A 12,094-nucleotide genomic window follows, 5' to 3' on the forward strand; every position below is an offset into this window, starting at 1 on the left:
GCGTGGCCTTCTCTCGTTGGGTGTGCTACTTGAGCTGGACGCGATCCACATGGCCGAGGGACATGAATGAACTAGCGGGCCCGAGTGATCCGCCAAGAACCGTCGCGCCGCTCGGCCAGCCCTGCCACCTCCAGCAGTGCCAGTGGGCCGAACACCTGCGCGGGGGCCAGCCCGGATGCGACGGCGATCTGATCGACGGTGAGCACGCCGCGGCCGGGCAGTGCTTCATAGACCTGACGTTCAGCGACGCTGAGTCCGTCCAATGGGGTGACCGGCCGTGGCGGGTCTTGCGCCAGCTCCCCGACGCGGCCCACCAGCTCGATCACCTCGTCGGCCCGGGTCACCAGTTCCGCACCCCCGCGCAGCAACACATGGCACCCGGCTGAGGCCGCACTCGTGACCGGACCCGGAACCGCGGCCACTGGCCTGCCCAACAGCCGCGCCCATGCGGCGGTGTTGGCCGCTCCGCTGCGCAGTCCGGCCTCCACCACCACCGTCGCCCCTGCCAGCGCCGCCACCAGCCGATTGCGGGTCAAGAAGCGATACCGGGCCGGGCGGACCCCGGGCGGGTATTCGGTGACCAGCAATCCGTGGGTGCCGATACGGTGCAGCAGCGCCGAATGGCCTGCTGGGTAGGCGATGTCGATTCCGCCGGCGAGCACGGCCACCGTTATGCCGGCGGCGGCAAGCGCGGCCCGGTGCGCCACGCCGTCAATTCCGTAGGCTCCTCCGGACACCACTGCCACGTCGTGTTCGGCCAGACCGCCGGACAGGTCCGCGGCCACCAGCTCCCCGTAGCTGGTCGCAGCGCGGGTACCGACAATCGCGGTGGCCCGTTCGGCGACCTCGTCCAGATGTGCCGGGCCCAGTGCCCAGAGCACCAGGGGCGGCCGGCAGTCCGGTCGGGAGGCGCCAGCGCCACCGAAAGCGGCGAACGCCAGCACGGGCCACTCCGGATCGTCGGATGTGATCAGCCGGCCACCACGGCTTGCCAGCAGCCGCAGATCGGCGGCGGACACATCGATATCTCGCCGGGCTTCGGTGTGCCGGGCCAGTTCGGAGCCAACGGCACCACGACGAATCCGCTCCGCGGCTTCCACCGGCCCGACCTGCCCGACCAGTGCGGCGAGTTCGCGGCTCGGCGGCTCGGCAACGCGCGACAGGTAGGCCCACGCCAGCATCGTGGTGTCTGCGACGCTCATCGGGACGCACCTGGTTGGCGGAAGCTCAGGGCTGCGGACACCTCGTCCAGCCCGGGCGAGCTCCGGCCGGCGAGATCACTCAGTGTCCACGCAACCCGCAGGGTGCGGTTGGCACCCCGAATGGACAACAGACCGCGGTCCAGCGCCCTACGCAGCGGAGCCATTGCTGCGGAACCGAGCCGAAACCTGCGGCGCAGCAGCGCCCCGCTGACTTCGGCGTTGGTGTGGAAACCATGCGGTTCCCAGCGTTGGGCCGCAGCGGCACGTGCGCTGGCTACCCGCGCCCGCACCGCGGCGGTGGGCTCACCGTCGATGGCCGAGAACGCGCCGGCCCGCACCGGGTGCATCTCCACCCGCAGGTCCACCCGGTCCAGCAGGGGGCCCGACAGCCGGCCGAGGTAACGCCGCTTCTCGATCGACTTGCAGGTGCAGTCCCTGGGGTCCGCGGGTGCACAAGGGCAGGGGTTGGCCGCCATCACCAATTGGAATCGGGCCGGATAGCAGGCCACGCCGTCGCGGCGGGCCAGCCGGATCTCACCGTCCTCCAGCGGTGTTCGCAGCGCTTCCAATGCGCTGACCCGGATCTCGGCACACTCGTCGAGGAACAGCACGCCGCGGTGCGCGCGGCTCACGGCGCCGGGGCGCGCCATTCCCGAGCCGCCACCCACCAGCGCCGCCACACTCGCGCTGTGATGCGGCGCGATGAAAGGCGGCCGGGTGATCAGCGGCGCGCTGCCCGACAGCAGTCCGGCCACCGAATGGATAGCGGTGACCTCGAGTGACTCGGCTTCGGTCAAAGGCGGCAGCAGTCCGGGAAGCCTTTGGGCCAGCATGGTTTTGCCTATTCCGGGAGGTCCGGTCAGCATCAAATGATGTGAACCGGCAGCGGCCACCTCGACGGCGAACCGGGCTTGGGCCTGACCGACCACGTCGGCCAGGTCCGCAACCCGATCGGCCACCGGAGCCGCGGTGGTGACCCGACCCTGGAGGCGGTCCGAGCCTGTCATCCAGCCGTACAACTGACCCAACGTGGCCACGCCGTAGACCTCGATACCGTCCACAAGGCTGGCTTCGGCGAGGTTGTCCACTGGGACCACGGCTGCCCTCCAGCCCGCGTTCTTGGCGGCAAGCACGGCGGGCAGCACTCCGTGTACTGGCCGCACCCGCCCGTCGAGTGCCAGCTCACCGAGCAACACGGTGTTGGCCAACCGCGGCCACGGCGCCTTTCGATCCGCGGAGAGCACCGCGGCGGCCAAGGCTATGTCGTACACCGAACCCATCTTCGGCAGGGTCGCCGGCGACAGTGCCAGGGTCAGCCTGGCCGCCGGCCACCGTTGACCGCTGTTGGTGATCGCTGCCCGGACGCGATCGCGTGACTCGTGAAGCGCGGCATCGGGTAGCCCCACCAGATGCACGCCGGGCAGTCCCGAGGAGATGTCCGCCTCGATCTCCACGATCAAGCCGTCGAGACCGCGCACTGCCACCGAGAATGCCCGCCCCAGTGCCATTCAGCCCACCCCCTGCAGGTGAGTGATCTCCGGGGCGCGGCGCCGGCCGATCCGCACCGTGATCACGTCGAGCCGGATCTCGTCCCAGTGGGCCTGCTGGCCGCCCAGCCACGCGCCCGCCAGCCGACGCAACCTGCGCACCTTCTCGGGTGGTACCGCATACGCCAGCCCGCCAAAACCGTCTCCGCTGCGGGCCTTTACCTCGACGAAGACCACCGTGCGCGCCACGGGGTCGGCGACGATCACGTCCAGTTCGCCGTACCGGCAACGCCAGTTCCGGGCCAGAATGGCCCAGCCCTGCGCCATCAGATGGTCGACGGCCAGTTGTTCTCCGAGCGCTCCCAGCTCGGAGCGGGTCATGGTTGTCATGCCCGTCAGGGTCGGTGGCAACTCCGACAGAGTGCAGCCCAGCCAGACCGAAAACGTGTGGCGGGCGTTGAGTTATCCCCAACCGCGGCTTCGTCCACAGCCGCCAAGACCGGCAAGATCAGCCGTGCACCCCCGGCGCCCGAACGATCAACGGCACGCCAGGAAAGTAGGCCGCCATCTCAGCCCGCGCGCGCCGCAAAGCCGCGGTGCCGTACCCCTTCTTGCGGTGATCGGGGTGAATCCAGATCCGCACGTTCACCTCGCCGTGGTTGAGGTCACCGAAGACCATCCCCACCTTCTGCCCACCGTCGATGGCGACGAACAAGGCGGCGTCCTCGTCATCCACGCGGGCCAGCGCTGAACTGATCTCGTCACCGAGATCACCGGCGGGCCGGCCGGTCCCGTCAGCACTAGCACCGACATCCACGGTCCGATCGGCCAGAATGTCGCGGTCTTGCTCACCGGAGAACAGTCGAAGCGCCAACGACTCTCCTGAACTGGCCGGCCGGTCACCGAGGATGAAGGTCAGCTCGTTGTTGAGGTCTTCGAGCTCGTCGGCAATCCGGCTCCGGGAATCTTTGGTCAGCTGACCCAACGACATCCCGATCACCGCTTCGCAGCCCAGCGGCGAGACGCTGAGCAGCTCGGCGATCGCGTGCACGGCCGAGTCACGGTCGTCGGAATCGACGATAACGTCGAGCACCTCATGACGGCGTTCCATGGCCTTGAGCAGGGCATCTGTGATTTCACGGCGGGTGACGGCACGGTCGACAGCGGTCATGGGAGTCAGCCTAGACCGAAGCCGGCGCCGCCGCGATGTCTACTCCGGCAGCCGCAGCTCGGGCTTCTCTACCTCTTCGATGTTGACGTCTTTGAAGGTGACTACCCGCACCTGCTTGACGAACCGGGCCGGCCGGTACATGTCCCACACCCAGGCGTCGGCCAGCCGCAGCTCGAAATACACCTCACCGTCGGCGTTGCGGGGCACCATCTCGACGCTGTTGGCCAGGTAGAAGCGCCGTTCGGTCTCCACGACGTAACTGAACTGCCCCACGATGTCCTTGTATTCGCGGTACAGCGAGAGTTCCATCTCGGTTTCGTACTTCTCGAGATCCTCGGCACTCATCGGCTCAGCTGTCCTTCTGCTCGGTTCGTCCCCATTGTCGTCGCGCCCGCCATCGCCCGTGCGACGTTGCGCACGTTGATAAACGAGTAGCGATGTTGGCTGCTCGGTCCCAACTCCGCCAAAGCTGCGGTGTGCGCCGCAGTGGAGTAGCCCTTGTGCACCGCGAAGCCGTAGCCGGGATCATCCAGGGTTGCCATGTAGCGGTCACGACAGACCTTGGCCAGCACGCTGGCCGCGGCGATACAGGCGGCTGCCCCGTCACCGCCGATCACCGGGAGCGACGGCATCGGCAGGCCCGGCACCCGGAAGCCGTCGGAGAGCACGTAGCCCGGCCGCACTGCCAACCCGGCGACCGCACGCCGCATGCCCTCGATGTTGGCGGCGTGCACCCCGCGCACATCGACATCAGCAGGCTCGATGAACACCACATGGTAAGCCAGCGCGTACCTGCGGATCAGCGGGAACAGCTGCTCGCGGGCCTTCTCGGTGAGCTTCTTGGAGTCGTCGAGCACCGCCAGGGCGGCGGGTCTTCCCGGCCCGAGCACGCAGGCGGCCACTACCAAGGGTCCAGCACAGGCGCCGCGGCCCACCTCGTCCACTCCGGCGACCGGGCCCAGCCCGCTGCGGTAGAGCGCCGACTCCAAAGTGCGCAGCCCCGGTGAGCGGCGGATCACCGTGCGCGGCGGCCAAGCCGGGGCCATGGCTACGGGCCCTGCTGCGGGTTTATCGCTCTCACCAGCCCCCAGCGCGACGGTGGCCAGGCGATGAACCGGGTCTTGCCGATCACGTTGGCCACCGGCACGGTGCCGGCGTCCAGGTCGTCTCCGGTACACAGGATCCGGTGGGCCAGGTCGGGCTGGACCTGCACCGAGTCGCAGTGAGCGCGCGAGTCTGAAGAATGGGTGCGGTTGTCACCCATCACCCACAACCGGCTCTCGGGCACGGTCACCGGACCGAACTCGTTGCCCAGGCAGGGATAGACCATCGGATCCACCATCAGCGTGGCCGGGTTCAGGTATGGCTCATGCAGCCGTTTGCCGTCGACAGTCAGGCCGGTGTCGTTGCGGCACTGGACCGTCTGACCACCCACTGCGATGACCCGCTTGACCAGATCGTTCTCGTCGGGCGGCACGAATCCGATGAATGACAGCGCATTCTGCACCCAGCGCACCGGCGTGTTGGTAGACCGGATCGACTTGTAGCCCACGTTCCACGACGGGGGGCCGCGGAAGACGACGACGTCGCCGGGCTGCGGCGTAGTGAACCGGTAAGTGACCTTGTCGACCATGATCCGGTCACCGACACAACCGTGGCATCCGTGCAGCGTCGGCTCCATCGACTCCGACGGAATCAGGTAGGGACGCGCGACAAAGGTCAGCATCAGGTAATACAGCACCAACGCGATCGTTACCAGCACGACCGACTCGCGGAGGGTGCTGTGCTTACCGTCCTCGACTGGCTCGGCCGTCTCGGAGGCACTCTCGGGCGATGAGCCCGTGGATTCGGTCACGGGATCAGCGTAATGACCGCGTCGGAGTTACCCGAGACCGCCCGAAGACCCTGGCGGCCGTAGCCCCACAGGAGCGGGGCCGCCGAGGGCAAGCTCAGCGCTTTTCCTTGATCTTGGCCTTCTTGCCGCGCAGCTCACGCAGGTAGTACAGCTTGGCGCGTCGCACGTCACCGCGAACCAGGACGTCGATGTGGTCGACGTTCGGCGAGTGCACCGGGAAGGTCCGCTCCACGCCGACGCCGTAGCTCTCCTTGCGGACGGTGAACGTCTCGCGGACGCCACTGCCCTGTCGCCGGATGACCACACCCTTGAACACCTGGATGCGCTCCTTGGAGCCCTCGATGACCTTCACGTGCACGTTGACCGTGTCGCCGGGGGCGAAGGCCGGGATGTCGTCGCGCAGCGACGCCTTGTCGACGATGTCCAGCGTGTTCATTGCGGAAACACTTCCTCGCGAGTCGCGGCTGCGGGCCGTCCGGACGCGGAATACGCGTGCGGTCGGTAACCGAGCCGATGGGTTCGGGCACGTTGTCGCGCTGTGAGGACCGGGACGCCAGGCCCCCGCTGCAGAGTCAACTGCCGGGCGACAACTGCTCAATTGTGCCAGACGCGGCGCAACCAGTGAAATCGTGCAAATCGCCGCTGGTCGTTCTGCGAGAGGCGCCCTCTCCGTGATAATTCTGGACAGTCCGAACTGCGCGATCTGAGCGCCCACGCGGTAACCTATGCCGCGGGCCGATGGCTGCAGTGTGGCGAGCCCGTAACCCCTAGTTCGGTGCGATCACGCAACTGACAACTGTTGAGGAGGCCACCCGCCGTGCGGCCATCGATGCTTCTGCTGACCATCGTGATGGTGATCTCCACCGTGGTGTTCGGCTGCGACGAGAAGGTCTATGGAGCCGATTCGGTGCGACCGATGCCCAACCATGCGCCCGAGGTGGCGCCGGTGGCCACCACCATCGAGGTTCCCCGGGCGCCGGCGATCCAACCGGCCGCGGTGGTCGACGGGCTCGCGACGCGCATGCAGGAAGCCACCGACGATGCCGCCAAGGTAGGTGCCAACATCTCGGTGGCCGTCCTGGACCGGATCTCACACCAGCTGGTCACCAACGGCAACACCCGGCCGATCGCCACCGCCTCGGTGGTCAAATTGTTCATCGCCGACGACCTGTTGCTGCGGCAGCCGGAAGGCGGACTCTCCGCTGACGACAAGGCCGCCCTGGATTCCATGCTGCGTTCGTCGGACGACGGTGCCGCCGAAACCTTCTGGAACCAAAACGGGCGTAACGCGATCATCACCCGGGTGGCATCCCGCTATGGCCTGGCCAACACCTCGCCACCGTCGAACGGGGCCTGGTGGAACACGATCAGCACGACGCCGGACCTGGCGCGCTACTACGACATGCTGCTCAACGGCTCCGGCGGCCTGCCACCAGCGCAAGCCGCCATGATCGTGAACAACCTCGCACAGTCCACCCCGAACGGTCTCGACGGCTACCCACAGCGGTTCGGACTGCCTGAGGGCCTCTATGACGAGCCGGTAGCGGTCAAGCAGGGCTGGATGTGCTGCATCGGCAACAACTGGATGCACCTGTCGACCGGAGTGGTCGGGGCGGATCGTCGCTACATCGTGGTGATCGAGTCCCTGCAGCCCAGCGACGAAGCGACCGCGCGCGACACGATCACCGAGGCCGTCAAGACCATCTTCCCCGGCGGGCGGATCTAGGCGGCGTTTTCTACCGCCGGCTAAGCCGCCTCAGCTACTCCCCCAGCAGATCCGGGCGACGTTCGCGGGTCCGCTCCAGAGCAGCCTGGTGGCGCCAGGCGTTGATCCGGGCATGGTCACCGGAGAGCAGCACCTCGGGCACATCCAATCCGCGCCAGCTTGGCGGTCGGGTGTAGCTCGGACCCTCCAGCAGTCCTTCGCGATCCGGCGAATGCGAGTCGTCGCGCTGCGATGCCGGGTTGCCGAGCACACCGGGCATCAGCCGCAGCACAGCCTCCAACATCACCAAGACCGCGGGCTCACCGCCGGCCAGCACATAGTCGCCGATCGACACCTCCTCGACCCGCATGCGGCGCGCGGCATCGTCGGCCACGCGCTGGTCGATCCCCTCATAGCGACCGCAGGCGAACACCAGGTGTTCCTCGTGACTCCAGCGTTGCGCTGTGGCCTGGTCGAAGAGCGTTCCGGCCGGGGTCGGAACTATGAGAACTGTTTTCTCCGAACAGATTTCATCGAGCGCTTCGCCCCACACCGGCGCCTTCATCACCATTCCGGGTCCGCCGCCATACGGCGTGTCGTCCACCGAGCGATGCACGTCGTGGGTCCAACTCCGCAGATCGTGAACACCCAGTTCGACAAGCCCGGTCTCTATCGCCTTGCCAGGCAGGGACTGCCTGATCGGGTCCAGGTAGGCCGGAAAGATCGTCAGGACATCAACTCTCACGCGACGCCTATCCCTCCAGATCGAGCAGACCCTCAGGCGGGTCGATCACCACAGCACCGTCGGCCAGCGACACCGACGGCACGAATGCGGCGATGAAAGGCACCAACAGTTCTCGCCCATCGGTTCGCTTGATCGCGAGCAATTCCCCGGCTGCGGTGTGCAACACCTCAGTGACCGTGCCCATCGGCTCCCCCGCCGTGCTGCGCACTGCGAGGCCCTCGAGCTGATGGTCGTAGTAGGTGTCTGGCTCGGCGATCGGCGGCAGATCTGCGGAATCGACCACGAACAGACTGCCGCGCAGCGCGTCGGCGCCGTCACGATCACCGACACCGACGAGCCGCACCAGCAGACGCGCACCGTGCGGGCGCGCCGCCTCGATGACGTAGTCGCGCTGCGGCACGCCGGATTTACGGGCGTGCAGCGTGGCGCCCCGGGCGAACCGGAGTTCGGGATCGTCGGTCCGGACATCGACGACGAGCTCGCCGCCGATGCCATGGGCTTTGACCACACGCCCGACCGTCAGCTCCATGAGCCGCTCAACTACCGGTCGGTGTCCACCACGTCCACGCGGATTCCACGTCCGCCGATACCGGCGACGAGGGTGCGCAACGCAGTGGCGGTGCGACCACCCCGACCGATCACCTTGCCCAGATCCTCGGGATGTACGTGCACCTCGACAGTGCGGCCACGACGATTGGTCACCATGTCCACCCGTACATCATCGGGATTGTCGACGATGCCGCGCACCAAGTGCTCGACGGCGTCCGCCACCACTGCACTCATGGCCGCGATCAGCTCTCGGTGGCCGGCTCGGCGGCCTCAGCAGCGGGAGCCTCGGCAGCGGCTTCCTCGGCGGGTGCCTCAGCCTTGTCGGCCGCCTGCTCAGCCTTCTTTGCCGGCGCCTTCTTCTTCTTGGCGGTGGTGGCCTCGGCGGTCGGACCACCCTCGGCCTCGGCCAGCGCGGCGTTGAACAGCTCCAGCTTGCTCGGCTTGGCCGGCTTGACCTTCAGGCGACCCTCAGCACCGGGCAGGCCCTTGAACTTCTGCCAGTCACCGGTGATCTTCAGCAGCTTGAGCACCGGCTCGGTGGGCTGGGCACCGACCGACAGCCAGTACTGGGCGCGCTCCGAGTCGATCTCGATCAGGCTGGGCTCTTCCTTCGGGTGGTAGCGGCCGATGACCTCGATGGAACGGCCGTCCCGGCGGCTGCGGGCGTCGGCGATCGCAATGCGGTACTGCGGGTTGCGGATCTTGCCGAGGCGGGTGAGCTTGATCTTGACAGCCATGAATCACTCCTGGGGTAGCACGCTGCAATTCAGCGACCGGGGCGGATTTGCCCCATCCGGTTTTGCCTCGCGTGTTGCGCCGCGGCCGCGCAGCCGTAGTCGCGCGGCGGACAGCCGCCTATTGTGCCAGAACCGGACCGGTCAGCAGAAATCGGCTCAAGGCAGCTTCTCGAAGCACTTGATCTCGCAACGCCGGCTCATCCGCCAACCCTGGGCGGTACGGACGAACTCGTCGTCGTACCACAGACCCAACAGCATGGTGGCCGGCGTCTCACCGCCGAATACCATCGGGTTGAAGCAGAAAGTGCGCGCGGTGGCGCTGTCGCCATCCACCCGAATCGACGGAAGGCCCAGCATGTGGGCGTAACTCGGGAAATTCGGCAGCACCTCAGCCAACCAGGCCTTGACCTGAGGGAAGCGGCCGTCGATGCCACCCATGGCGCGGTAGTCGATGTAGGCGTCCGCGGTGAAGACGGCATCCAGACCGTCGAAGTCGCGGGTGTCGATCGCGGTCGAGTAGTCGACCAGCAGTTGCTGGATCTCCCAACGGTCCGAAATCTCTTGTTGGCTCAGCATTACTCGATTCAACACCACGCCGGTAAGGTAAGCCGCCATGCGGAAAATCTTGGCCGCAATCGCGGCTCTGGCGACCGTGTTCGCCGCTCCGGCCCTGACCGCCTACGCCGATGCCGCGCAACCGGTCGGCTCGGCACCTATACCGGCTGGCCCCGCCCCGAACTGGCTGATCGCCGACCTGGATTCCGGGCAGATTCTGGCCGAGCAGAACGGTTACGCGGCCACACCCCCGGCCAGCACGATCAAAGTCCTGCTGGCATTGGTGGCCCTCGATGAGCTCAGCCTGGACGACACCACGGTCGCCACGGCCGCCGACACCCAGGTGGAGTGCAACTGCGTCGGGGTCAAGCCCGGCCACAGCTATACCGCGCGTCAGCTGCTGGAAGGCCTGTTGCTGGTGTCGGGTAACGACGCGGCCAACGCCCTGGCGGACATGCTCGGCGGGCCCGCGGTGGCCGTGGAGAAGATGAACGCCAAGGCCGCCGCGGTGGGCGCCACCGATACCCATGCCAGCACCCCGTCGGGATTGGACGGCCCGGGTGGCCCCGGCGCGAGTACGCCACACGACCTGGCCGCGATCTTCCGGGCGGCCATGGCCAATCCGGTCTTCGCCGCGATCACCGCACAACCGTCGGCGGCGTTCCCGACCGATTCCGGCGAACGTCCAATCGTGAACATGAACGAGCTGCTGGCGCGCTATCCGGGGGCCTTCGGCGGAAAGACCGGCTTCACCGATGCGGCCCGCAAGACCTACGTCGGTGGGGCCGCACGCGATGGCCGACGACTGGTGGTCGCGATGATGTACGGCCTCATCCACGAGGGTGGGCCGACGTACTGGGACCAGGCGAGCGCACTGTTGGACTGGGGTTTTGCGCAGGGGCCGATGTCGAGCGTAGGCAGCCTGTAGGCCGAGCATCACCGAACGTGTAATCAGCACGAAAAATCGCCGGAAATATCGCGCTGTGTGCACGTTCGGCGCTGATTCCCCTCAGTACACGCGGCCGCGCAGAATCACCAGGTCGGGACGCCCGAGCACCTCCGGGCCGCCGCGCGGGTCGTCGGCGAAACACACCGCGTCGGCCGGGGCGCCCTGCTCCAGCGCCGGTGCACCCAACCAGCGTCGGGCATCCCAACAGGCTGCACCCAGCGCTTCGGTCGCACTGAGGCCGACCCCGGTCAGTGCCTGGACCTCGTCGGCGATGCGGCCGTGGGCCACCATGCCCCCGGCGTCGGTGCCGGCATAGATCGGCACCCCGGCCTCTCGAGCGGCGCCGATCCGTGATCGGCAGCTGGCATGCAGGGCGCGCATGTGTGCGGCGTAGGTCGGGTACTTGGCGGCCGAGTCGGCGATGCCGGGGAAATTGTCGATGTTGATCAGAGTCGGCACCAAGGACGTGCCATTGGCCAGCATCAGCTCGATGATGTCGTCGGTGATGCCGGTGCCGTGCTCGATGCAGTCGATGCCGGCGTTGATCAGACCAGGCAGTGCATCCTCGCCGAAGACGTGCGCGGTCACCCTGGCACCGTGGGCATGAGCGGTGTCGATGGCGACCTTCAGCACTTCATCGGACCACAACGGCGCCAGGTCACCGACACTGCGATCGATCCAATCCCCCACCAGCTTGACCCAGCCATCGCCGCGAACCGCTTGCTGGGCAACAGCTTCGGGAAGCGACGCCTCGTCATCGACGTTGACCGGCAACCCGGGGATGTAGCGCTTGGTACGGGCCAGATGCCGCCCGGCGCGGATGATGCGGGGCAGCTCGACACGGTTGTCGAACTCTCGGGTGTCCACCGGCGAGCCCGCGTCGCGAATCAACAGCACTCCGGCCCTGCGTTCGGTCTCGGCCTGGCGCACCGCCTCGTCGCTGGAGACCGGGCCGCCAGGCCCGATCCCGACGTGGCAGTGCGCGTCGACCAGGCCTGGAAGTATCCAACCGCCGGAGAACACGGTCTCAGCACCGTCGACGGGCTCGATGCTGAGGGTGCCGTCGACGATCCAGAACTCCACCGCCTCTTCGTCAGGCAGTGAGCGGCCTTGCAGATGAAGGGGGCCGTGCAGCGCCA

General features: G+C 67.3%; 16 protein-coding genes. 2 read left to right on the forward strand and 14 right to left on the reverse strand.

All coding sequences use genetic code 11. The features are described from left to right. Positions 1 to 71: 71 nt before the first annotated feature. The 8 genes from dprA to rplS all read right to left on the reverse strand — a co-directional run bounded on the left by dprA (position 72) and on the right by rplS (position 6,151). Positions 72 to 1,202, reverse strand: coding sequence for a DNA-processing protein DprA (gene dprA / locus G6N09_RS01580; protein WP_083024127.1), 1,131 nt, complete (start codon positions 1,200 to 1,202; stop codon positions 72 to 74). Further along, positions 1,199 to 2,710: a YifB family Mg chelatase-like AAA ATPase gene (locus G6N09_RS01585; protein WP_083024129.1), complete on the reverse strand. Its 1,512-nt coding sequence runs from the start codon at positions 2,708 to 2,710 to the stop codon at positions 1,199 to 1,201. The genes dprA and G6N09_RS01585 overlap by 4 nt, the downstream gene beginning before the upstream one ends. After that, complete coding sequence (locus G6N09_RS01590; RefSeq protein WP_179959863.1) at positions 2,711 to 3,079, reverse strand: YraN family protein; 369 nt, start codon at positions 3,077 to 3,079, stop codon at positions 2,711 to 2,713. 118 nt (positions 3,080 to 3,197) lie between these two features. Then, positions 3,198 to 3,860 (reverse strand): GNAT family N-acetyltransferase, encoded by a 663-nt coding sequence (locus G6N09_RS01595; protein ID WP_083024133.1) that lies wholly within the window; start codon positions 3,858 to 3,860, stop codon positions 3,198 to 3,200. Between the two features lie 39 nt (positions 3,861 to 3,899). Continuing rightward, positions 3,900 to 4,205, reverse strand: coding sequence for a DUF2469 domain-containing protein (locus G6N09_RS01600; protein WP_012393608.1), 306 nt, complete (start codon positions 4,203 to 4,205; stop codon positions 3,900 to 3,902). Continuing rightward, a complete protein-coding gene (locus G6N09_RS01605; protein ID WP_083024135.1) occupies positions 4,202 to 4,906 on the reverse strand; it encodes a ribonuclease HII in 705 nt (234 codons plus the stop codon). Before G6N09_RS01605 ends, G6N09_RS01600 begins: the two co-directional genes overlap by 4 nt. A 2-nt stretch (positions 4,907 to 4,908) precedes the next feature. Continuing rightward, complete coding sequence (lepB, locus tag G6N09_RS01610; protein ID WP_083024138.1) at positions 4,909 to 5,715, reverse strand: signal peptidase I; 807 nt, start codon at positions 5,713 to 5,715, stop codon at positions 4,909 to 4,911. 94 nt (positions 5,716 to 5,809) lie between these two features. After that, positions 5,810 to 6,151: a 50S ribosomal protein L19 gene (rplS, locus tag G6N09_RS01615; protein WP_046188543.1), complete on the reverse strand. Its 342-nt coding sequence runs from the start codon at positions 6,149 to 6,151 to the stop codon at positions 5,810 to 5,812. Between the two features lie 393 nt (positions 6,152 to 6,544). Here rplS and G6N09_RS01620 point away from each other — a divergent pair, with 393 nt between their 5' ends. Next, positions 6,545 to 7,441, forward strand: coding sequence for a serine hydrolase (locus tag G6N09_RS01620; protein WP_083024139.1), 897 nt, complete (start codon positions 6,545 to 6,547; stop codon positions 7,439 to 7,441). 34 nt (positions 7,442 to 7,475) lie between these two features. Here the strand turns inward: G6N09_RS01620 and trmD are convergent, their stop codons facing one another. The 5 genes from trmD to G6N09_RS01645 all read right to left on the reverse strand — a co-directional run bounded on the left by trmD (position 7,476) and on the right by G6N09_RS01645 (position 10,027). Beyond that, entirely contained in the window at positions 7,476 to 8,165 is a 690-nt protein-coding gene (gene trmD / locus G6N09_RS01625) for a tRNA (guanosine(37)-N1)-methyltransferase TrmD (protein WP_083024141.1), read from the reverse strand. Between the two features lie 7 nt (positions 8,166 to 8,172). Continuing rightward, positions 8,173 to 8,694, reverse strand: coding sequence for a ribosome maturation factor RimM (gene rimM, locus G6N09_RS01630; protein ID WP_083024143.1), 522 nt, complete (start codon positions 8,692 to 8,694; stop codon positions 8,173 to 8,175). Between the two features lie 11 nt (positions 8,695 to 8,705). Beyond that, entirely contained in the window at positions 8,706 to 8,948 is a 243-nt protein-coding gene (locus G6N09_RS01635; RefSeq protein ID WP_083024146.1) for an RNA-binding protein, read from the reverse strand. Between the two features lie 8 nt (positions 8,949 to 8,956). Then, positions 8,957 to 9,451 carry a 30S ribosomal protein S16 gene (rpsP, locus tag G6N09_RS01640; RefSeq protein ID WP_083024148.1) on the reverse strand — a complete coding sequence of 165 codons (495 nt, stop codon included), beginning with the start codon at positions 9,449 to 9,451 and terminating at the stop codon, positions 8,957 to 8,959. A gap of 156 nt (positions 9,452 to 9,607) precedes the next feature. Continuing rightward, positions 9,608 to 10,027: a nuclear transport factor 2 family protein gene (locus tag G6N09_RS01645; RefSeq protein WP_083024150.1), complete on the reverse strand. Its 420-nt coding sequence runs from the start codon at positions 10,025 to 10,027 to the stop codon at positions 9,608 to 9,610. Between the two features lie 37 nt (positions 10,028 to 10,064). On the opposite strand from G6N09_RS01645, the gene G6N09_RS01650 reads away from it, so the two are divergent. After that, complete coding sequence (locus G6N09_RS01650; protein ID WP_083024151.1) at positions 10,065 to 10,934, forward strand: D-alanyl-D-alanine carboxypeptidase family protein; 870 nt, start codon at positions 10,065 to 10,067, stop codon at positions 10,932 to 10,934. Positions 10,935 to 11,015: 81 nt separating this feature from the next. Here G6N09_RS01650 and G6N09_RS01655 read toward each other — a convergent pair whose 3' ends face one another. After that, the gene (locus tag G6N09_RS01655) at positions 11,016 to 12,089 is read right to left on the reverse strand and encodes a metal-dependent hydrolase family protein (RefSeq protein WP_083024531.1); all 1,074 of its coding nucleotides are present in this window, start codon (positions 12,087 to 12,089) and stop codon (positions 11,016 to 11,018) included. Positions 12,090 to 12,094: the final 5 nt, after the last annotated feature.

Source organism: Mycolicibacter minnesotensis (genome assembly GCF_010731755.1).
GTDB lineage: Bacteria > Actinomycetota > Actinomycetes > Mycobacteriales > Mycobacteriaceae > Mycobacterium > Mycobacterium minnesotense.

What these genes read in the sequence shown, in the direction of transcription:
- dprA (WP_083024127.1), bottom strand. Translation starts at nt 1,202, where the DNA reads ATGAGCGTCGCAGACACCACGATGCTGGCGTGGGCCTACCTGTCGCGC.
- G6N09_RS01585 (WP_083024129.1), bottom strand. Translation starts at nt 2,710, where the DNA reads ATGGCACTGGGGCGGGCATTCTCGGTGGCAGTGCGCGGTCTCGACGGC.
- G6N09_RS01590 (WP_179959863.1), bottom strand. Translation starts at nt 3,079, where the DNA reads ATGACAACCATGACCCGCTCCGAGCTGGGAGCGCTCGGAGAACAACTG.
- G6N09_RS01595 (WP_083024133.1), bottom strand. Translation starts at nt 3,860, where the DNA reads ATGACCGCTGTCGACCGTGCCGTCACCCGCCGTGAAATCACAGATGCC.
- G6N09_RS01600 (WP_012393608.1), bottom strand. Translation starts at nt 4,205, where the DNA reads ATGAGTGCCGAGGATCTCGAGAAGTACGAAACCGAGATGGAACTCTCG.
- G6N09_RS01605 (WP_083024135.1), bottom strand. Translation starts at nt 4,906, where the DNA reads ATGGCCCCGGCTTGGCCGCCGCGCACGGTGATCCGCCGCTCACCGGGG.
- rplS (WP_046188543.1), bottom strand. Translation starts at nt 6,151, where the DNA reads ATGAACACGCTGGACATCGTCGACAAGGCGTCGCTGCGCGACGACATC.
- G6N09_RS01620 (WP_083024139.1), top strand. Translation starts at nt 6,545, where the DNA reads ATGCTTCTGCTGACCATCGTGATGGTGATCTCCACCGTGGTGTTCGGC.
- rimM (WP_083024143.1), bottom strand. Translation starts at nt 8,694, where the DNA reads ATGGAGCTGACGGTCGGGCGTGTGGTCAAAGCCCATGGCATCGGCGGC.
- G6N09_RS01635 (WP_083024146.1), bottom strand. Translation starts at nt 8,948, where the DNA reads ATGAGTGCAGTGGTGGCGGACGCCGTCGAGCACTTGGTGCGCGGCATC.
- rpsP (WP_083024148.1), bottom strand. Translation starts at nt 9,451, where the DNA reads ATGGCTGTCAAGATCAAGCTCACCCGCCTCGGCAAGATCCGCAACCCG.
- G6N09_RS01645 (WP_083024150.1), bottom strand. Translation starts at nt 10,027, where the DNA reads ATGCTGAGCCAACAAGAGATTTCGGACCGTTGGGAGATCCAGCAACTG.
- G6N09_RS01650 (WP_083024151.1), top strand. Translation starts at nt 10,065, where the DNA reads ATGCGGAAAATCTTGGCCGCAATCGCGGCTCTGGCGACCGTGTTCGCC.